Origin of the sequence: Serratia proteamaculans (genome assembly GCF_946227095.1) — a bacterium.
GTDB lineage: Bacteria > Pseudomonadota > Gammaproteobacteria > Enterobacterales > Enterobacteriaceae > Serratia > Serratia proteamaculans_E.
Map to the genome: position 1 here is coordinate 1 of NZ_CAMISV010000015.1, position 19,963 is coordinate 19,963.

Consider the following 19,963-nt stretch of genomic DNA (forward strand, 5'->3'; position numbering starts at 1 on the left):
GACCTCATCAATATAATGGTGGTTTGACGCCGAATGAATCAGAACGATTGTTCTGGAAAAACTCTAAAGCCGTGGCCAGTTTTGCTTGACCACTACAGAATTACCCGTTGGTGGATTACTACGGTCCGACGGAAGCGACCATCTTCGCCAGCTGGAATCCGGTCAGCTGTGCGACACAAGGCGCGCCCTCCACCATCGGCCGACCGGTGGCGGATACCGAGATCTTCATTCTCGACGATGAGCTGCAACCGGTCAGTGACCAGCAACCCGGCGAGCTTTACATCAGCGGCAGTTGCCTGGCGCGTGGCTACCTGAATAACCTGCAGCTCACTGCTGAAAAATTTATTACACCGCCACATTTCGCCGGTAAACGTCTCTATCGCAGTGGCGATCGGGCACGCTGGCTGCCGGACCAGCGTATCCAGTTTCTCGGCCGCATCGACGACCAGATCAAAATACGCGGCAATCGGGTGGAGTTGGGGGAAATAGAAAGCATTATGGCGCAGGTTGCAGGCGTGAAGGCGGCCGTCGCCATTGTCACCCAGCCGCAGGATCCGGCCAACAAACAGATTGTGGCCTTTCTGGTGGCCGACAAAAATGCCCCTGAGTTGCTTGAACGCGTGAAGCAACGGCTGAAAGAAACATTGCCATCTTACTTCCTGCCCGCCGATTACCTGCTGCTGGAACGTCTGCCGATCAATGCCAACGGCAAAACCGATAAGGCCGCCCTGCTGGCCCTCTCCCGCCCGGCTCAATCGACGGTAACAGAAACGCTAACCGGCCGTCGGCAAGCCATTGCCACCCTTTGGCGCAACCTGTTGGGGATAGCCTCTATCCATGCCGATGACAACTTTTTCGACGTCGGCGGCCATTCACTGCTGGCGGCAAAGCTGGTCACCGCCATCGACCAGCAGCTTGGGATTAAAGTCTATGTACGCGATATTTATGAGTACCCAACGATCAACCGTCTGGCACAAGCGCTGGATGAACGCAGCGGCCATGCTCTGCCAACGGTAGACAGCGAACCGGTGCGTGCTCTGCAGGACGATGTCTGGCTACCCGAGGGTGTCACCTTCAACCCGGATTATGATCTGCGGCAGATAAACTCACCCAAAGCCATTTTACTCACCGGTGCCACCGGATTTGTCGGCGCGCATTTGCTGGCGGAGCTACTGACCACCACCCGTGCCGAACTGCATTGTCTGGTACGGGATCGCCACCAGCAATCCCCTCAGCGCCGACTCGACGAGATACTCGCCCGTTATCAGATTGCTTTATCCGCCGAACAGCGCGCACGGATCCATCTGATCCCCGGTGACGTGGCGGAGCAGGATTTCGCCCTGCCACCCGAGCGCTATGCTGCGCTAAGCCAGCAGGTCGATATCATTTATCACTCGGCGAGCGCGGTGAACTTTATCCAACCCTATTCTTATATGAAACGCGACAACGTGCAGGGCCTGCGTGAAATTATTCGCTTTGCCGCCCACCAGCGCACCAAGCCGCTGATGTTGTTGTCGACGATTTCGGTTTACAGCTGGGGACATCTGCACACCGGCAAACGGGTGATGCGAGAAAGCGACGATATCGATCAGAACCTGCCGGCGGTGATCACCGACATCGGCTACGTACGCAGCAAATGGGTGATGGAGAAAATAGCCGACCTGGCGGCATCGCAAGGTTTGCCGCTGATGACCTTCCGTCTGGGGTACGCCACCTGCCACAGCCGAACCGGCGTCAGCGCCAGTTATCAATGGTGGGGACGGCTGGTGAAAACCTGCATTGCCAGCGGTACGCTACCGGCATTACAGGATCTGCGCGAAGGCCTGACGACGGTGGACTATATGACCCAGGCCATTGCCCATGTCAGCCGCAATCCGCAGGCGCTGGGGAAGAAATTCAACCTGATCCACCAGCACCAGAATAACCTGACGTTGCAGGGCTTCTTCAACCTGCTGGAGCGCGAATTCGGCTACCGTTTCCGGCCGCTGCCCTTCGAACAGTGGCGGGCGCAGTGGGAACATAACGGCGATGCGCCGCTCTATCCGTTGCTCAGCCTGTTCAGGGACAATATGGTGAATGGTCAATCGACGGTGCAGCTCTACCAAAATACCTACCAATGGGATTGCAGCAACCTGAAGTATTTTCTGCAGCACAGCGGGATCGAAGAACCGCGCTTTACCCGACAAATGCTGCTGAATTATCTGCGGCAGTCTATCGGCACTTCACAGCAATCATTGCAGGTATAAAGACCAGGGCGCCCGGAAATGTGAAAGGTGATTATTGAACTGAATAATCTAATGGCCGCTATTGCGGCCATTGCTGATTACTTATGGGTTCGGTTTCGACGGATACCACCGGCAGCTTCGATAATCGGATCATTTTGAGGTTTAATGTGCTTGGCTGCTTGTTTCAAAACCGCTATCACATCCTCAGGTGAGGCGGTAATTGCCCTCCCACGTGGCGTCAGGCTGTTAATCTCCTCAGAGCTATAGGTTTTGACCATTGTCAGCCCTTCCCCTTCGGCTTTATACACTTCCAGCTCATAGAAAGCAGTTTCCGCTACAATCCGACCTGTAGTTTTAATGACCATATCACCCCCTATAATCCCGTCAGCAGGTCATCATTGTCGCTCAAATATTGTGCAGCATCAACCGAGGCCGATGAATCTGGACGGATTGAGTCTTCGATAAACCATTGGAATAAAGCCTGTGCATCACGATAGAGAATGCCATTATCACCCAAGGGATACGCTGATTTTCAGGCTGTTGGCGCGTCTGCACAATGCACCATTCCAAATCCTCGGCGGTTAACATTTGCACCCGAATGTTATGTTCACCGGCAGCAAAGATTTCATTGGTTGTTGCTAATACCCTTTGTCCCAGCTCCTGAACATTAAAATCATGCGGCATTATCAGTCCCTTGAATGCTTTTATAAATTAAGGCGTTAGAAATACGGCTTCAATTTTATAACGCACTTTTCATTCTGTCTTCGAGGCATCCACTGCTGGGTTTAGAGTCTGAGGCACGCGCCGCAGTTTTGCCCCGTTTTAAGGCGGTGGACGGGTCGACTGCACCGAAAGCGGGCTGTTTCCCACCGCAACCCGGCGTTTTCGCGCCATTTACGCCCCTTTATCACCTTGGCACATTTTATGCTGGATCGGTTTACAGCCTGCAATGTCGACGAGGTGACGATGCTGAATATCGATCTGTCCGCTTCACCGTTTTTTGATGAGATGCTTCTGGCTGAGGGTAAACACCGGGGCCACTACGAAGCTTACTGGCATTGGCTGCAACAGGCCGATCAAAAGGCCATTCAGCGCAAAAGGGAAGAGGCTGCACTGCTGTTTCACCGGGTGGGGATTACCTTTAACGTTTATGGTGAGGATGATGGCGCAGAACGGCTGATCCCGTTCGACAGCGTGCCGCGCATCATTCCTGCCGACGAATGGGCGATGCTCGATCGCGGTATCCGCCAACGCGTTCAGGCGCTCAACGCCTTTCTGCACGATATTTACCATCAACAACATATTCTGAAAGCCGGGATCATTCCGGCAGAACAGGTGCTGGCCAACGATCAGTACCAGCCCTGCATGCAAGGGGTCGACCTGCACCGCAATATTTACGCGCACATCGTTGGCGTAGATATGGTGCGCAGCGGCGACGGCCAGTATTACGTGCTGGAAGACAACCTGCGCACCCCGTCCGGCGTGTCCTACATGCTGGAAAACCGCAAGATGATGATGCGTCTGTACCCGGAACTGTTTGCCCAGCAGCGCATCGCACCGGTAGAACGCTACCCGTCGCACTTGCTGCAAACCCTGCGTGAAAGCTCGCCGATTAACGATCCCACCGTGGTGGTGCTGACGCCGGGCCGCTTTAACAGCGCCTATTTCGAACACAGCTTCCTGGCGCAGCAGATGGGGGTTGAACTGGTGGAAAGCGCCGATCTGTTCGTCAAGGACGGCGCGGTCTTTATGCGCACCACCGCCGGGCCCTGCAAGGTGGACGTGATCTACCGTCGGGTCGATGACGCCTTCCTCGATCCGCTGGCATTCCGCCCGGACTCGATGCTCGGCGTACCGGGGCTGCTGTCGGTATACCGCACCGGCAACGTGGTGCTGGCCAATGCCATAGGTACCGGCGTGGCCGACGACAAGTCGATCTATCCGTACGTGCCGGACATGGTGCGTTTCTATCTGCAGGAAGAGCCGATCCTCAATAACGTGCCGACCTGGCAATGCCGTCACAAAAATGAGCTGTCCTACGTGCTGGCGAATCTGGAACAGATGGTGGTGAAAGAGGTCCACGGTGCCGGTGGTTACGGCATGCTGATCGGCCCGGCGGCGACCAAAGACGAAATCGCCCACTTCCGCACCCTGCTGCTGGCCAAGCCACACAACTACATTGCGCAAAACACGCTGGCGCTGTCGACCTGTCCGACCTTCGTCAACGACGGCCTGGCACCACGGCATATCGATTTGCGGCCGTTTGCTCTCAGTGGCGCGGAAATTCGTCTGGTGCCCGGTGGCCTGACGCGCGTGGCGCTGGCGCAAGGCTCACTGGTGGTCAACTCGTCGCAAGGCGGGGGAACCAAGGATACCTGGGTGTTGGAGGACGACGCATGCTGAGCCGAACTGCCAGTGAACTCTATTGGATGGCCCGCTATCTGGAGCGGGCAGAAAGCATCGCCCGGGTGCTCGACGTCACCAACAAGCTGTCGATGATGCCGATCCGCGACAGCGAAGATCAGGATCTGCAGGTACCGCTCAACCTGACCAGCACCGGCCAGTTGTACGCCGCCGCCTATCCTGACCTGACCATGGCCAATCTGGTGAGCTTTTTTGCGCTCGACAGCCGCAACCACAGCAGTATTTACAGCTGTCTGCAGATGGGCTGGAACAATGCCCATGCGGTGCGTGGCAGCCTGTCTTCCGAGGTTTGGGAGTGCATTAACGCCACCTGGATCGAGATGAAGCTGATCCGCCGTCAGGGCATCGGCTCGGTGGGGGCAGATGCCTTCTTCGACTGGGTGAAGGAGCGTTCGCACCTGTTTCGCGGCGCGATGTTCGGCACCCTGTTACGCAGCGATGCGATGTGCTTTATCCGCCTCGGCACCCTGCTGGAGCGGGCCGACAGCACCGCCCGCCTGCTGGGGGTGAAGAACGCGTTGATGGACAGCGACGGCGATCCGGTGCGCGAGTATTACCGCATGGACACGCTGCTGCGGGCAGTCAGCGCGCGCGAGGCCTATCACAGCATCTACAAGCAGCAGCTCAGCCGCGACACCATTGCCGAACTGATGATCCTGCGTAATGAAATCCCGCGCTCCCTGCTGGCCTGCGTCGGCGATATGGTGCAGCAACTGGAACAGATTGGCGGCAACCGTTCGAATCAGCCACGCCGACTGGCACACACGCTGCACGCCGAACTGCGCTTCAGCAGCATGAAGGATCTGAACCAGGTCGGTCTGAACGACTGGCTGGACGCGTTTCTCGGGCAGATTGGCGGCATTGCGGAGAGCATCCATCACACTTATCTGGAGGCACAATGAAACTCAACATTGAGCACAATACCCATTATACCTACGCCCAGCAGGTGCAGCGCAGCACCCAGTATCTGCGCCTGACGCCACAAAATTCACAGCACCAGCGCATTATCTCCTGGCAACTGACGCTGCCGGAAGACGCGGTATGTACCACCGACGCCTTCGGCAACGTGCTGCACGTGCTGACGCTGGATCATCCGCATCAGGCGATCACCATTCGGGCCAACGGCGTGGTGGAAATAGAAGACGGCGCGGAAGATCAGGTGATGGGGCATCTGTCACCGCTGGTGTTCCTGCGCCACAGCCCGCTGACCCAGCCCGACAGTGCGATCCAGGCGTTCGCCCTGCGCTACTACCAGCCGCAGGCGGTGCTGGAAGGGTTGGAAAATCTGATGGGCGAACTGCTGCTGAAAATGCCTTACACCCCGGGCTCTACCAGCGTCACCGACAGCGCGGCCCAGGCGTTCGCGACCGGTACCGGCGTTTGTCAGGATCATACTCACGTGTTCCTGGCCTGCTGCCGTAGCCTGAATATTCCGGCGCGCTATGTCAGCGGTTACCTCTACAGCGAGGACTCAACGCACGTCGCCACCCACGCCTGGGCAGAAGCCTGGGTGGACGAACGCTGGCACAGTTTTGACGTCACCAATAACACTCGCCTGCCGAATCAACACCTTAAGCTGGCGGTGGGCATCGACTATCTGGACGCCTGCCCGGTGCGCGGCATGCGACTCGGCGGCGGCTGCGAGAATATGCAGACCATGGCCGAAGTGCAGATGATGCCCAGCGGACAATAGCCTCTTGCCGAAGTTGAAGGTTTACGGCACGCTGGCATTTGGCGGCGTGCCAGTCTTGTTTTGAGGGATTGTGGAATGACCTATTGTGTGGCCATGCGCTTGGCATCCGGGCTGGTCTTTGCTTCCGATTCACGCACCAATGCCGGAGTGGACCATATCTCCACCTTCCGCAAACTGCACGTGTTCCAGCAGGATGGCGAACGCATGCTGGTGCTGCAAAGCGCCGGTAATCTGGCGACTACCCAAAGCATCATCAGCCTGCTGCAGCGCCGCTGCAAGGACGCCGAGCGCCCCAACCTGCTGAATGCCCCCAGTATGTACGAAGCCGCCACGCTGGTGGGCGAAACGGTGCGAGAAGTGATCCAACGCGACAGCGAAGCCCAGCAAAGCGGCAGCACCACTGACTTCAGTTGCAGCCTGCTGCTCGGCGGTCAGATCCAAGGCGAAGAGATGCAGTTATTCCATATCTACCCGCAGGGCAACTTTATCGAAGCCACCCGCGATACGCCCTATTTCCAGATTGGCGAAAGCAAATACGGCAAACCGATTATCGATCGGGTGCTGAATTACCACACCCCGCTGGAACAGGCGATGCAGTGCGCGCTGATCTCTCTCGACTCCACGCTGCGCAGTAACCTGTCAGTCGGCCTGCCGCTCGACGTGATGATTTACCCACGCGACAGCTTCAGCAGTGCACAACAGTACCGCATCACCGAAGATCATCCGCATTTCAGCGCCATCCGCAAAGGCTGGGGCGAAGGACTAGTCAGCATTTTCAAACAGTTGCCACCGTTGCAACTGTAGCTTTTTAGGGCTCAGCATGCGGAGCCCCTACGCATGCTGAGCCCAACGATACCGACCTCATTGGATTGCGCTGGCGCGTAGCAGTGCCTCCAGCGGGTAAACCGCCGCAATCACCACTTCGTCGCGTATTTGCGCCGCCGCGTCCAGTTGCTGCTGTATCTGCCCGGCTTCGGCCTGGCTCAACGGCTTGCCCTGCTGATAACGTTCCAACAGCATCAGCCCCAGTGCGGACAACGAACCGACATCCTGCGCCACCGGTGCCAGATCCTGCATCACCCGGTTACCGGCAATCACCGTTTTCACCGGCGCGGTATTCAACTGCCAGCGTTGCAAACGCTCGCGCAGCGCCTGTGCCGCCGCCCGGTCATTGCGATCTTTCACCAACGCCGCAACCTGCTGTCCCATCTCTCGCACCGCATTACTCTCCGGTGGCAACGCGTCGGCAAAGCGATTCAGCGGTTCGAACTGGTGGTAATTGCCGGCCCTGAATTTCAGGTGCTGGCGGGTGTAGTACTGGCCCGGCTCCACCGCCTCGGCCAGGGTTTGCAACGGCGCGATCGCCACGCTGTTCGCCAACCGGGTAAACTCGCGGGCAGTCTCTGCATGCTGCTGCAGGCCCACCGACACCACCGACCAGGCGTCAACCGCCGCCAGCCGCCGGTACATATTGTTTTCATCGGTCACATCCTGTGCCGACCACAAACGCTCCGCCACCGCAAAACCACGCGGCCACAGCTTGAGATCGAGGATCGGTGCCCTGATGTTTTCCGCCCACAGTGCCGCCTCACCACCGAGAATATTGGCCTGCTGCTTCGCATCCGGCACCACCGGCATCTTGCCCGCCGGGATCGCCGCAAGCCGGCTGCCGTTGGTCGGGTAACGCACATTGCCCACCAGCGTATACCCATTGAGCTGGTCCTGCGCCAGCGTGAACACCGGACGCATCTCCCCCATCCAGGTATCGACGCGGAAGCTCACCTGCTGCGGTGAACGCCAGACAATATCCTGCAAGGCGCGGCGAGATTTACCTTTGAAATCGATAAAGCCGCGCCAACCCTGCTTCCCTTCAATCAGGGTAAAACTGCCTTCCACTGCGCTGCCCTTCAACCGTGGCATGCTGAACTGCCAGCTCTGCGCTTTTTCACCGGGCTGCACCTGGGTGTCTACTCCCAGCGGCTGCGGCAGGATCTCATTGCGATAGTGGTAGGCCGTGTTCTGCGGTTGATCGAGGTAGAAGCCGGTGGACAGAATGCCCTGATAGCCGTCCTGTGCACTGGCCCCGAGTGAGTCCTGCCCCTGCCAGGACTGAATGACAATGCTGCGCGGCAGCGACGGATGATAAATCTCATCCCAGCCGACCATCTGCCGTTGATGCTGCTCGAGGATTTTTTCCAGCTTCTGGTTGAAGTAGGCCTGCAGCGCGTGGGTATCCGTCAACTGATGCTGCTGCATAAAGGCCTGAATGGTTTTTGATTGCTTCCACTGGCTGGCGTCGACCTCATCACCGCCGATATGCAGGTAAGGATCGGGGAAGATCGCCGCCAGTTCGCCAATGATGGCGTCTACAAATTGATAAACTTCCTCACGGGTGGGATCGAGCGTCGGTTGGTGCACGCCCCACTTGCGCTCCATGGCGTACGGCCCCGGCGCGCTCATCAACTCCGGGTAAGCCACGGCGATGCTGGAAGCATGGCCCGGCAGATCGATTTCCGGCACCACCCGGATGCCGCGCGCCGTGGCGTAGGCCACCACCTGCTGCATCTGTTCACGGGTGTAGAACTGGCCATCGCTGGCCTGCTGTTGCAGTTTGGGGTAATGCTCAGAGGCAAAGCGCCAGCCCTGATCGTCGGTCAGGTGCCAGTGAAACACGTTGAGCTTGGCTGCCGCCATGCCGTCGAGCTGACGCAGGATGTCCGCCAGCGGCAGGAAATGACGCGCTGAATCCAGCAGTACACCGCGCCACGGGAAGCGCGGCACGTCGGTGATGCTCACCAGTGGCAGGAAGGTGTTCTGCCCGTCGGTCTGCACCAGCTGCAGCAAGGTTTCCATGCCACGTAGTGCACCAAAACGGGTATTGGCGGTCAGCGTAACACCCTGTGGCGTCACCGTTAATTTATAGCTTTCATCGCTGCCCGGCAGCGGCTGCGCCGCCACCTTGTCTTTAATATTCACGCTGATCACCACACCTGCAGCTTTTGCTGCCTGTGGTGCCAGCGTCCAGCCGGTTTGCAGCTCAATACGTTGCCGCCAGCGCTGCAGCGCATCGGCCAGATCGTCGCCCTGCAGGTTAATCGACAGGCGGTGATCCAGCACCAGCTTGCCCGCCGGCTGGGTCATTTCAACCTGCTGCGGCCAGGGCATCAGCGGTAAATCACCGGCCGGCTGCGCCAGCGCGCCCAGGGAAAGCAATAACGATGAAGCCAGTAGCGTATAACGCAGGGATCTGTGCATCAGAAATTCCTCAGAGGAAAAAAATCAATAAAAACAGCAAACGATAATGAAGCTGTAAATAAAGACTGAGCACAGTGCAGATGTCCAACGGCGAGGATGAAAAGCCGGGTTGGATCACAAATGCCCCTCCTGCGGACGCAAGAGGGGCGTGGGAATTACTGCCAGCCGTAGCGGCGCACAAACCAGCCTTTCACACACTGGGTCAGCACCATATAACCGCACAGGATCAGCACCAGCCACGGGAAGTAACCGAGCGGCAGCGCCTGCAACTGCAGGAAACCGGCCAGCGGCGAGAAGGTCAGGCCGATACCGGTGGCAATCACCACCAGGGTCATGATGCACAGCGGCCACGAAGGACGGCTCTGGATAAACGGAATTTTGCGCGTGCGGATCATATGCACAATCAGCGTTTGCGACAGCAGCCCTTCAACGAACCAGCCGGACTGGAACAGCGTCTGCATTTCCGGCGTATTAGCTTTAAACACCCACCACATCAGGCTAAAGGTCAACACGTCAAAGATCGAACTGATCGGCCCAAAGAACACCATAAAGCGCCCAATATCGCCGGAATTCCAGCGCTGTGGCTGGGTGATCTGATCGTCATCAACGTTATCGAACGGAATGGCGATCTGCGAAATGTCATACATCAGGTTCTGGATCAGCAGGTGCAATGGCAACATCGGCAGGAACGGCAAAAAGGCGCTGGCAATCAGCACGCTGAAGACGTTACCGAAGTTGGAGCTGGCGGTCATCTTGATGTACTTGAGCATGTTGGCGAAAGTGCGACGGCCTTCGATCACCCCCTGCTCCAGCACCATCAGGCTTTTTTCCAGCAGGATAATGTCCGCCGCTTCCTTGGCGATATCCACCGCGGAATCAACAGAAATGCCGATATCCGCCGCGCGCAGCGCCGGAGCATCGTTGATGCCGTCGCCCATAAAGCCCACCACGTGGCCCTGCTGACGCAGCAGCTTGACGATCCGTTCCTTATGCAGCGGTGTCAGCTTGGCGAACACCGTGGTACGCGCCGCCGCCTGCGCCAGCTGCTCATCGTTCATCTGTTCGATTTCACTGCCGCGCAGCACGTGATCCGCCGCCAGCCCGACGTCTTTGCACACCTTGGCCGCCACCAGCTCATTGTCGCCAGTGAGGATCTTCACGGTTACGCCGCTGTTTTTCAGCGCCGCCAACGCCGGCGCCGTACTCTCTTTTGGCGGATCGAGGAAGGCCACATAGCCTTCGAGGATCAGATCGGATTCGTCGGCCACACCATATTCATAAGCCTGCGCCGGCAAGATCTTGTTGGCCACCGCCACCACCCGCAGCCCCTGCTGGTTAAGATCGTCGGTAACGCGCCGGATGCGTGCCAGCAACGCCTCGGTCAACGGGATCACTTCATCTTCCTGCCGCACGTGGCTGCAAATCGCCAGCATCTCTTCCAGCGCACCCTTGCAGATCAGCTCGTGGTATTGCGCGTCTTTGGCCACCACTACCGACATCCGACGGCGTTCGAAATCAAACGGGATCTCATCCACCTTGTGGTAATGCTGCAGCGCATCCGGCTGCTGGCTTTGTTCCGCGCAGCTCAGCACCGCCACATCGAGCAGGTTTTTCAACCCGGTTTGGTAGAAGCTGTTCAGCCAGGCGTAATGCAACACCCGGTCGCTGGCGACGCCAAACACGTCGGTGTGGCGCTCCAGCACGATTTTGTCCTGAGTCAGGGTACCGGTTTTGTCAGTGCACAAAATGTCCATGGCGCCAAAGTTCTGAATGGCGTCCAGACGCTTGACGATCACTTTCTGTTTGGACAGTTTCACTGCCCCTTTGGCCAGAGTAGAAGTGACAATCATCGGCAGCATTTCCGGGGTCAGCCCCACCGCCACCGACAGCGCGAACAGCGCCGCTTCCCACCAGTCGCCCTTGGTGTAGCCGTTGATCAACAGCACAATTGGCGTCATCACCAGCATGAAACGTATCAACAACCAACTGACTTTACTGATCCCGCTCTGGAAGGCATTGGGTTGCTGATCCTGACTGATAACGCGCTGCGCCAACTGGCCGAAGTAGGTGTCGCCGCCGGTGCCAATCACCATCGCCAGCGCGGTACCACTCACTACGTTGGTGCCCATAAAGCACAGGTTTTGGCATTCCAGCGGATCCTCCACCTGCCCGCGCAGCTCGGCGACTTTCTCGACCGGCAGCGACTCGCCGGTCAGCGCCGCCTGGCTGATAAACAGATCCTTGGCCGACAACACGCGCAGATCCGCCGGGATCATGTCGCCTGCCGACAACTTGATGATGTCGCCCGGCACCAGTTGCGAGATCGGCAGTTCCAGGTGTTCGCTTTTACCGGTCAATGCGTCGCTGCGGATCACCGTCGCGGTATTGCTGACCATCGCCTTCAGCGCGTCTGCCGCCTTGTTGGATCGCGCTTCCTGAATGAAGTTCAGCAGCGTGGAGATCACCACCATCAGGGCGATCACCAGTGCACCGGTCAGATCCTCAGTAGCATAAGAGATCATGCCAAGCGCGGTCAGCAGCAGGTTGAACGGGTTGCGATAGCAGTGCCACAGGTGCTGCCACCAGGCCTCTTGCTGTTGATCATCAATAACGTTCTCACCGCAGCGTTCACGCACCCGTTCCGCCTCATGGGCAGTAATACCCTCTGGGTGGCTGTGGAAACGCAGGTAAAGCTCGGTGGTATTGGCCGCAGCACATTCCAGCCGCTGCTGTGCCAGACCGGCAGGCAACCCCTGCGCTTTGCCGCCCAGGCTATCCAACAGGCTGTCACGGTGCACCAAACGGCGCGGTAAATTGCGGCTGAGCAGGCCCAGCAGCTGACGGGGGATGTTTTTTAGTTTCATTTTTTTGCACCTCGTCGCCCATTGCCTCACGGCAGCGGGTGAACGCGGGATCGCCCCAAGCCAGGCTTTCGGACACGCCAAAAAGCCTCTGCCTGGGCAGATCCTTGTCTTTTTTATAGCAGCAGGAGCGAACGACGGGCGCGCGCTACCGGTTACCGTTATTACTTCACCGGTAAAACAGCAGCGCAAAGCGGGCAGGTTTTACCGGATCACCGAATCGGTGTCTGACGGGGTCGGATCGGGATCCATATGGGTGATAACCTCCGGTAAATGAAAAGATCAAACGACAAGAGCGGCCGTTCAGCGCAGTACGCAAATCCCTGCACAGCGCCAAGATCCGTTGCGGAAAATAGGCTATGCTGACGGGCATTCAGCGTAGGCCGCCAGTTTACGCCTTTTAACCTCAACGAAAAGTAAACCATGCAAAACCGGCTGACCATCAAGGACATCGCACGCCTGAGCGGCGTAGGTAAATCCACCGTATCACGCGTGTTGAACAACGAAGGCAGCGTGAGCCCGCAGACCCGCGAACGGGTGGAAGCGGTGATCCGTCAGCAGGGGTTTACCCCGTCCAAATCGGCACGTGCCATGCGCGGCCAGAGCGACAAAGTGGTGGGCATTATCGTTTCTCGCCTCGATTCGCCGTCCGAAAATCAGGCCGTACGCACCATGTTGCCGCTGCTGTATCAGCACGGTTTCGACCCGATCGTGATGGAAAGCCAGTTCGAAACCCGGCTGGTGGAAGAGCATTTGCACGTCTTACAGCAGCGTAACGTCGACGGGGTGATCCTGTTCGGCTTCACCGGCCTGACGGCGGCCATGCTCAGCCCATGGCAGGATAAAATGGTGGTGCTGGCGCGCGAATATGAGGGGTTTTCTTCGGTTTGCTACGACGACGACGGCGCGGTACGGCTGCTGATGGATCGCCTGCAACAGCAGGGCCACCGACATATCAGCTACCTGGGGGTGCAACTGTCGGACGCCACCACCGGTATGCGCCGCCACCAGGCCTACCTCGACGCCTGTCGCCAGCAGCAGATTACCCCAAGCGTGGCCTTGGGCGAACTGAGCTATCAGAGTGGCTTCCAGTTGGCCGCCTCGGCCATCGATGCCCAGACCACCGCGCTGGTGTGTGCCTCCGATACCATCGCCCTCGGCGCGATTAAATACCTGCAACAGCAACAGATTGCCCCGCTGCAGGTGTGCGGTATCGGTAACACTCCGCTGCTTAACTTCCTGTTCCCCGAGACGTTTTCAGTTGATCTGGGCTACGGCACTGCCGGGCTGCAGGCCGCCCAACAGTTGCTGGGCCAGCTCAGCGGCGAACAGGGCATCCGCCAGATCATCGTGCCAAGCCAACTCGCCTGATAACGGGTAGTTGTTTACCTCTCTATATCCTTCAGCCTGAAATCCTCTGTTGATGCTCACACCCAGTGAGCGTCACTTCATCGCTATTTTGTACCAGCCACCACACAACAACCGCCAATCGACCTTCTTCACCCAGCCAAGTAAATTACTGTTTATACACACAGTGCTATCTGTGTGTTTTAGCGGTTTTTCAGCACACGGAATGTGTACCTCCCCAGACCTGCCATTCAGGAGCAACGGAGGGTACCGGACGCTGTTAACCATCAGGAAACAGAGAGTCGAAAAGGAAAATAATCATGGCTGAAGAAAAGAAAAATGCTCAGGTGACTAACGGCGTTAATGACGATGTGACTGAGCTGAAATCCCTGACCACCCTACGTAAACGCATCATCAGTGACGATGAAATTGTGACCAAGGCAGCAAACGGTTTCCGCCTGGCAAACGGCAATACCGGCGTGATGCTGCGTAACGACGGTAAGGATTTTTACGCCCTGACCACGCCAAGCGGCCAGGCACAGGACGGACTGTGGAACACCCTGCGCCCCTTCTCTTTTAACCTCTCAAGTGGCCGGGTAGCACTTCGTAACGGCGTCGATATCTCCGGCGGCGCTATGGTGTCACACAATGCAGGCATCGGCGCCGAGACCACCGGCCCTGATCCCCTCATCCTCGGGCAGACTTATAACGCAGCCAGTATCCAAACCAATTTCACCAGTGGCAATGTGACCACCTCCATGATGATTGGCACACGCCTGACGCCCGGAAAAGAAGAGGTAGGGTTAATTTCCTACCGTGACTGGCAGGGAAACTGGAATGAAATTCAGGTTAAAGGCAGCAGCGAGGTTTCGGTAGGGCAATTGGTTAAACGTAATACCAATGGATGGATTTTGGCTGAAGGGAACAAGAACGTTAATAACAATGCAGACCGAACCACCTACGGATTACGCCTTCAGGGTCAGGGCGACCTGTTTGCAGAGCTTTGCCATTATGAACGTATTGGCAAGCACCATTTAATGGCACTTCGCGTTGCCAATGGCGGCGGCGATGGCTGGTATGAATTCCGGGACAAAGGCAATGCCTACACCAACGGGAGTTGGAACAGCAGCTCCGATGCCCGTATGAAAACTGATATCGAGAAAATTGGCGGTGCGCTGGATAAGCTGGGGAAAATTGGCGGTTATACCTACCTGAAACAGGGCGTTCCGGAAGCCGGGGTAATAGCCCAAGAAGTGGAGAGCGTATTACCTCAATCCGTCACCACCACCGAACTGAAATTAAATGACGGCAGCGTTTTGAAAGACGCCCGCGGAATTAATATCAATGGCGTGGTCGCCCTTCTGGTCGAGGCGTTAAAGGAAGAGAAGGAAGCCAGGCAGGCACTTGAAGTCCGGTTGACCAATTTAGTTAACGATATTTCCACATCACGAAATCCTTGAGTTTTTAAAGCTTAACCAAGTGTATTAAAAATAATTATTTAATCTAAGGGGATGATGTATGAGTGGTGGAGACGGAAAAGACAGTCGTGGCCCAACTGGCGGCGTGAATGGCGGGCCAACCGGTATTGGTGGTGGCGGACACAGTGGTTCAAACAATGATCCGTATATTCGCGATGGCAATGGCACGGCGGTGGGAATTAAGCCAGGTTATCATGCTGAACCGAGTAAGGAGAAGCCAGGGTCAGATGGATCGCATGGCGATCATATTGAGATTAATGGTGGTGTGAATGCTGTACCTGATAATCCTTCGCCTAATGATAAAGGAAATGGGGGAAAAGGAAATGGCGGCAGCGGTCCTAATGGTGGGAAAGGGTTTAATGGGATCCCAGGTCATCCCAACGTTGCGGATGGAGGACAATTAGAAGGCGATAACCGTGACAAGCACCAATATTATTCTCGGGTAGGGAATAATACTTATGCCGTTGTTGTCGATAATAACGGTGAAGTGAAAGGGACGTTCTTTAAATCCGGGAAAGAGAGTGGTAATACCTCCGCACGGAATGCTGATAAAAATAAAGCCGGGCAGCAAGTCTGGGTGTATCTGAATGATAAAAAAAAGGCTGAAGAGGCGCGCAAGGCCGAGGAAGCCCGCAAGGCCGAAGAAGCCCGCAAGGCCGAAGAAGCCCGCAAGGCCGAAGAAGCCCGCAAGGCCGAGGAAGCCCGCAAGGCCGAGGAAGCCCGCAAGGCCGAAGAAGCCCGCAGGGCCGAAGAAGCCCGCAAGGCCGAAGAAGCCCGCAAGGCCGAAGAAGCCCGTAAGGCCGAGGAAGCCCGTAAGGCCGAAGAAACCCGAAAAGTTGAAGAGGCGAGGAAAGCGCTGTTTGCCAAAGCGGGTATTTTGGACGCGCCGGCTTACCCACCCGAAAAGCTGAAAGCAGCCAATGCCGCGCTAGCTACCGCAGGCGCAATGGTACTCAACCGTGCGCCCGCCATGCTGCAGATGTCGACGGTGGCACAAGGTGTTATAACCACCTCCAGCGAACTGGCCGGTTCCGTAGCGGGCGCGCTGTGGCGTGGGGCAACGGAAGTCGGCAGCATACGTGCCGGTACCGCTGTCGCCGCAGGATCGGTACTGGGGGCTCTTGCCCTCGGGTTTATTCCGACAGCAGCCGGAACGGGCAGTGACCAGGTTCCCGGTCGTGACATCAATATGTTTGCCTTCCAGGCAAGTCTGGCGGCCGTTGGAACAACGACGATCCAGCCGGGGATGACCTCGATCGATTTGCCGGTGCGCGGTTTTATATCGAGGGACAGGGACGGAAGGCAGAGTGTAAACTTTGTCAGAACGGGTGTCGGCGGTGTATCTGCCAGCGTACCGGTGTTCAGACCGGTCCGTGATGAGGCAACCGGGCTGGATAAAATCACATTGCCTGCAATGGGAGGCGTGCCTGCCCGGACCATACTGATCAACCCGGTTCCCTCGGGGCCAGCAGCACCGTCACATACAGGCAATGGTTCACCGGCACCCAAATCACCAGTACATACCGGCACCAATGTCAGGCAGGCGGACAGCATAGTCGTCACGACCTTCCCTGCAGATGTCGTCCAGGATTTGCAAGATTTCATCCTGTGGCAGCCGGATGCGACGGAAGTCGGCGTTGAAGCTATCTATGTGATGGTCAGTAAGCCTTATGGGGAAACTAACGCCAGAGGCGAACACAGCGGCCGTGATTACAATACCGAGAAAGCCGGCGGGCCTATCCAGAATCTGGACTGGAAAACCGCTAGGATTGACCGTGCCGGTGTAGACAAGGTAAAACTGCATATAGGGCGGTTTACAGAGTCGGATGCCAATAAAGTAATGATCGGTCGCCTGGATAAAATTCTGAGAGGTGAACTCGTAGCTACCGATACTGACAAGCGGTTTTATACCCATGAGATTAGAGAACTGGAAAGGTATCGTAATCTTGATGTTAAAGATGGTGCACTCCCTAATAACCCCGGAGAAACATGGAATAATACCCACACCGCAACATTAGAGGATTATAGATTAGGTAATGCCGAGTCGCTTTTATATACGCCTGAGGCTATAAAAGCTGAGGAAGAACAAGAATTGAGGATGTTAAAATGATTGATTTTGATCGGTTGGCAAAGGAAGAAAAAGTCGCTGATGTGATTGCCTTTCTAGCGGGGAGAGGAACAGGATTTGGCTATCCTCAGATGGATAGATTATTTAGCCGTTACAAATTTTCAGTAATTGAGAGCGGTGAGTTCATGCGAGTATTTGAGGAGTTACGCCAAAGTGGCATCGTAGAATGGGGGGATAAAATGCTTGTTAAAAAAGGCCCTAACTGGAAAACTCCAAAATTCGTGCTAGAGAAAAAATACGGTATCGAATAACTATCTAAGTTTCACAAACAATTTATTTTAAACAAAGCCCAACAAACACTAGTTTGCTGGGCTTTTAATTAACGCCATCGTTTTACTCTATCCCTCAAGGCCGTCCGTCATAGCCATCCCAGTAGGTAGCCACGGCGGAATCCAGCAGGATCTGCCGTTGTTTTTGCGGGTTATCCACTGAATATTCCTGATTGATAAATTTCCCTTTCTTCCCCACGTCGCTGAGGAATTCGGGGCTGCGGAAATAGGCTTCCCGCTGCTGTGCCTGCTGGCGCGTTAATCCCTTGGCCCGATCGGCCTTCCCCATTTGATAGAACTGGTCAAAGAACGGAATAGAGGCTTTTATCGAGTCCGGAATTTGGGTTCGTATTTCTGGGGAAAAATCCTCTCGCGCCATTTGATAAATCGCCTGCTTGGCATGGCGTTCCGGGCTGCTTTTTTGGCTGGTACAGGCGCTCAGCAACAGCGCGGTGAAGACAATAAGCAGTCGAGGCAGTGTCAAAGTCATCATTCTTCCTTGAAAAAAGTGCGTGGTAGCGGCACTCGCTTAACGCCTTGAAGTAATAGGTGCCACTAATTTCAATCAACTTATTGATTGTTAAGGGTGACAGTATAGCCAGCATTGCCGCTGTTCAAGAGAATATTGCTGAATGTTTCGGCTGGCTCTCAAATTCCCCCGCCGCATAAATGGTCATTTTTTTATCGTTTTGTGATCCTCGCCCCAAACCGGGAACGTTCCCATTTCATAAAAAAAGCGGAGTGACTAAGCTTTGATCATTACTCCGACAACACCTCTGCGGCAGTCCCATACCAAGAAAGGTATCTAATAATGAGCAAAGTAAAACAGCAGGATATCGATCGCCTGATTGTGCTGGTGGGCGGGCGCGAAAACATCGCGACCGTCAGCCACTGCATTACCAGGCTGCGTTTTGTTCTCAATGACCCAGCTCTGGCCAAACCGAAAGAAATCGAAGAATTGCCGATGGTCAAAGGCTGCTTCACCAACGCCGGGCAATTCCAGGTGGTGATCGGCCCCGAGGTTGGGGATTACTACCAGGCCCTGATCGCCACCACCGGCGTCAACGAAGCCGATAAAGAACAGGCCAAGGTGGCGGCGCGCCAGAACATGACCTGGAGCGAACGCGCTATCTCGCACTTCGCCGAAATCTTCTTCCCGCTGCTGCCGGCGCTGATCAGCGGCGGTTTGATCCTCGGTTTCCGCAACGTGATCGGCGACATCCCGATGTCCGGCGGTCAAACGTTGGCGCAGATGCACCCGGCGTGGAAAACCATCTACGACTTCCTGTGGCTGCTCGGTGAAGCCATCTTCATGTTCCTGCCGGTCGCCATCTGCTGGTCGACGGTGAAAAAAATGGGCGGCACGCCGGTGCTGGGTATCGTGCTGGGCATCACGCTGGTGTCCCCGCAGTTGATGAACTCCTATCAGCTTGGTCAGCAGATCCCGGAAGTGTGGAACTTCGGCTGGTTCACCATTCAGAAAGTCGGCTATCAGGCGCAGGTGATCCCTTCCATGCTAGCCGGTATGGCGCTGGGCTGGATTGAAACCCGGCTGAAAAAGATCGTGCCGGATTACCTGTACCTGGTAGTGGTACCGGTGGTTTCACTGCTGCTGGCAGTGTTCCTGGCGCACGCATTTATCGGGCCATTCGGCCGCATGATTGGCGATGGCGTAGCCTGGGCGGTAAAAGCCGTAATGACCGGCAGCTTCGCACCAATTGGCGCCGCGCTGTTTGGCTTCCTGTACGCACCGCTGGTGATCACCGGCGTGCATCAGACCACGCTGGCCATCGATATGCAGATGATCCAAAGCATGGGCGGTACCCCGGTCTGGCCGCTGATTGCACTGTCCAACATTGCGCAGGCTTCGGCGGTGCTGGGCATTATCATTGTCAGCCGCAAGGCCAACGAACGTGAAATCTCGGTGCCGGCGGCAATTTCGGCCTACCTCGGCGTTACCGAACCGGCGATGTACGGGATCAACCTGAAGTACCGCTTCCCTATGCTGTGCGCAATGATCGGTTCCGCCTTTGCCGGGCTGATCTGCGGCCTGGATGGCGTGATGGCTAACGGCATCGGTGTCGGTGGTTTGCCGGGTATCCTGTCGATCAAACCGCAGTTCTGGATGATTTACACGGTGGCGATCGTGGTTGCTGTGGTGATCCCGCTGGTGCTGACCATCATGGTCTACAAACGCAAAGCCAGCCGCGGTGAGCTGCCGGTCTGATTGAAATGTAGGGGCCCGCTAAGCCGGGCCCGTTGTCACAAGTCAAAGGTATTACT

15 protein-coding genes are annotated in these 19,963 nt (G+C 56.4%); 10 read left to right on the forward strand and 5 right to left on the reverse strand.

The window, feature by feature from the left end; all coding sequences use genetic code 11:
* Positions 1–110 precede the first annotated feature (110 nt).
* Positions 111–2,246 carry a thioester reductase domain-containing protein gene (locus OC597_RS22690; RefSeq protein ID WP_262210576.1) on the forward strand — a complete coding sequence of 712 codons (2,136 nt, stop codon included), beginning with the start codon at positions 111–113 and terminating at the stop codon, positions 2,244–2,246.
* A gap of 77 nt (positions 2,247–2,323) precedes the next feature.
* Here the strand turns inward: OC597_RS22690 and OC597_RS22695 are convergent, their stop codons facing one another.
* Together OC597_RS22695 and OC597_RS22700 are read right to left on the reverse strand one after the other, a co-directional pair.
* Complete coding sequence (locus OC597_RS22695; protein ID WP_099065066.1) at positions 2,324–2,590, reverse strand: hypothetical protein; 267 nt, start codon at positions 2,588–2,590, stop codon at positions 2,324–2,326.
* 40 nt (positions 2,591–2,630) lie between these two features.
* Positions 2,631–2,909 carry a hypothetical protein gene (locus tag OC597_RS22700; protein ID WP_262210578.1) on the reverse strand — a complete coding sequence of 93 codons (279 nt, stop codon included), beginning with the start codon at positions 2,907–2,909 and terminating at the stop codon, positions 2,631–2,633.
* 282 nt (positions 2,910–3,191) lie between these two features.
* Here OC597_RS22700 and OC597_RS22705 point away from each other — a divergent pair, with 282 nt between their 5' ends.
* The 4 genes from OC597_RS22705 (at position 3,192) to OC597_RS22720 (ending at position 7,146) form a co-directional block, all read left to right on the forward strand.
* Positions 3,192–4,628 (forward strand): circularly permuted type 2 ATP-grasp protein, encoded by a 1,437-nt coding sequence (locus OC597_RS22705; RefSeq protein ID WP_261257533.1) that lies wholly within the window; start codon positions 3,192–3,194, stop codon positions 4,626–4,628.
* A complete protein-coding gene (locus OC597_RS22710; protein ID WP_099065067.1) occupies positions 4,622–5,551 on the forward strand; it encodes an alpha-E domain-containing protein in 930 nt (309 codons plus the stop codon). The genes OC597_RS22705 and OC597_RS22710 overlap by 7 nt, the downstream gene beginning before the upstream one ends.
* The gene (locus OC597_RS22715) at positions 5,548–6,342 is read left to right on the forward strand and encodes a transglutaminase family protein (protein WP_262210581.1); all 795 of its coding nucleotides are present in this window, start codon (positions 5,548–5,550) and stop codon (positions 6,340–6,342) included. The genes OC597_RS22710 and OC597_RS22715 overlap by 4 nt, the downstream gene beginning before the upstream one ends.
* A gap of 75 nt (positions 6,343–6,417) precedes the next feature.
* Positions 6,418–7,146, forward strand: coding sequence for a proteasome-type protease (locus tag OC597_RS22720; protein WP_261463174.1), 729 nt, complete (start codon positions 6,418–6,420; stop codon positions 7,144–7,146).
* A 57-nt stretch (positions 7,147–7,203) separates the two neighbouring features.
* On the opposite strand, the gene OC597_RS22725 is transcribed toward OC597_RS22720, so the two are convergent.
* Both OC597_RS22725 and mgtA read right to left on the reverse strand, forming a co-directional pair.
* Positions 7,204–9,597, reverse strand: a complete 2,394-nt coding sequence (locus OC597_RS22725) for a beta-N-acetylhexosaminidase (protein WP_262210582.1) — start codon at positions 9,595–9,597, stop codon at positions 7,204–7,206.
* A gap of 155 nt (positions 9,598–9,752) precedes the next feature.
* On the reverse strand, positions 9,753–12,461 hold the full coding sequence (mgtA, locus tag OC597_RS22730) for a magnesium-translocating P-type ATPase (RefSeq protein WP_262210585.1): 2,709 nt from the start codon (positions 12,459–12,461) through the stop codon (positions 9,753–9,755).
* A gap of 420 nt (positions 12,462–12,881) precedes the next feature.
* Between mgtA and treR the strand changes: the two genes are divergently transcribed.
* The 4 genes from treR (at position 12,882) to OC597_RS22750 (ending at position 17,662) form a co-directional block, all read left to right on the forward strand.
* Positions 12,882–13,829: a trehalose operon repressor TreR gene (gene treR / locus OC597_RS22735; RefSeq protein ID WP_261256971.1), complete on the forward strand. Its 948-nt coding sequence runs from the start codon at positions 12,882–12,884 to the stop codon at positions 13,827–13,829.
* Positions 13,830–14,125: 296 nt separating this feature from the next.
* Positions 14,126–15,265: a tail fiber domain-containing protein gene (locus tag OC597_RS22740; RefSeq protein WP_262210587.1), complete on the forward strand. Its 1,140-nt coding sequence runs from the start codon at positions 14,126–14,128 to the stop codon at positions 15,263–15,265.
* 58 nt (positions 15,266–15,323) lie between these two features.
* Positions 15,324–17,393: an S-type pyocin domain-containing protein gene (locus tag OC597_RS22745; RefSeq protein ID WP_262210589.1), complete on the forward strand. Its 2,070-nt coding sequence runs from the start codon at positions 15,324–15,326 to the stop codon at positions 17,391–17,393.
* Positions 17,390–17,662, forward strand: a complete 273-nt coding sequence (locus tag OC597_RS22750; protein ID WP_261256962.1) for a hypothetical protein — start codon at positions 17,390–17,392, stop codon at positions 17,660–17,662. Before OC597_RS22745 ends, OC597_RS22750 begins: the two co-directional genes overlap by 4 nt.
* Positions 17,663–17,756: 94 nt before the next feature.
* On the opposite strand, the gene OC597_RS22755 is transcribed toward OC597_RS22750, so the two are convergent.
* Positions 17,757–18,170 (reverse strand): Exc2 family lipoprotein, encoded by a 414-nt coding sequence (locus OC597_RS22755; protein WP_262210591.1) that lies wholly within the window; start codon positions 18,168–18,170, stop codon positions 17,757–17,759.
* A 321-nt stretch (positions 18,171–18,491) separates the two neighbouring features.
* Between OC597_RS22755 and treB the strand changes: the two genes are divergently transcribed.
* On the forward strand, positions 18,492–19,907 hold the full coding sequence (gene treB / locus OC597_RS22760) for a PTS trehalose transporter subunit IIBC (RefSeq protein ID WP_176979884.1): 1,416 nt from the start codon (positions 18,492–18,494) through the stop codon (positions 19,905–19,907).
* The last annotated feature ends 56 nt before the right edge of the window (positions 19,908–19,963 follow it).

What these genes read in the sequence shown, in the direction of transcription:
- OC597_RS22710 (WP_099065067.1), top strand. Translation starts at nt 4,622, where the DNA reads ATGCTGAGCCGAACTGCCAGTGAACTCTATTGGATGGCCCGCTATCTG.
- treB (WP_176979884.1), top strand. Translation starts at nt 18,492, where the DNA reads ATGAGCAAAGTAAAACAGCAGGATATCGATCGCCTGATTGTGCTGGTG.
- OC597_RS22740 (WP_262210587.1), top strand. Translation starts at nt 14,126, where the DNA reads ATGGCTGAAGAAAAGAAAAATGCTCAGGTGACTAACGGCGTTAATGAC.
- OC597_RS22750 (WP_261256962.1), top strand. Translation starts at nt 17,390, where the DNA reads ATGATTGATTTTGATCGGTTGGCAAAGGAAGAAAAAGTCGCTGATGTG.
- treR (WP_261256971.1), top strand. Translation starts at nt 12,882, where the DNA reads ATGCAAAACCGGCTGACCATCAAGGACATCGCACGCCTGAGCGGCGTA.
- OC597_RS22700 (WP_262210578.1), bottom strand. Translation starts at nt 2,909, where the DNA reads ATGCCGCATGATTTTAATGTTCAGGAGCTGGGACAAAGGGTATTAGCA.
- OC597_RS22720 (WP_261463174.1), top strand. Translation starts at nt 6,418, where the DNA reads ATGACCTATTGTGTGGCCATGCGCTTGGCATCCGGGCTGGTCTTTGCT.
- mgtA (WP_262210585.1), bottom strand. Translation starts at nt 12,461, where the DNA reads ATGAAACTAAAAAACATCCCCCGTCAGCTGCTGGGCCTGCTCAGCCGC.
- OC597_RS22705 (WP_261257533.1), top strand. Translation starts at nt 3,192, where the DNA reads ATGCTGAATATCGATCTGTCCGCTTCACCGTTTTTTGATGAGATGCTT.
- OC597_RS22695 (WP_099065066.1), bottom strand. Translation starts at nt 2,590, where the DNA reads ATGGTCATTAAAACTACAGGTCGGATTGTAGCGGAAACTGCTTTCTAT.
- OC597_RS22725 (WP_262210582.1), bottom strand. Translation starts at nt 9,597, where the DNA reads ATGCACAGATCCCTGCGTTATACGCTACTGGCTTCATCGTTATTGCTT.
- OC597_RS22715 (WP_262210581.1), top strand. Translation starts at nt 5,548, where the DNA reads ATGAAACTCAACATTGAGCACAATACCCATTATACCTACGCCCAGCAG.
- OC597_RS22745 (WP_262210589.1), top strand. Translation starts at nt 15,324, where the DNA reads ATGAGTGGTGGAGACGGAAAAGACAGTCGTGGCCCAACTGGCGGCGTG.
- OC597_RS22755 (WP_262210591.1), bottom strand. Translation starts at nt 18,170, where the DNA reads ATGACTTTGACACTGCCTCGACTGCTTATTGTCTTCACCGCGCTGTTG.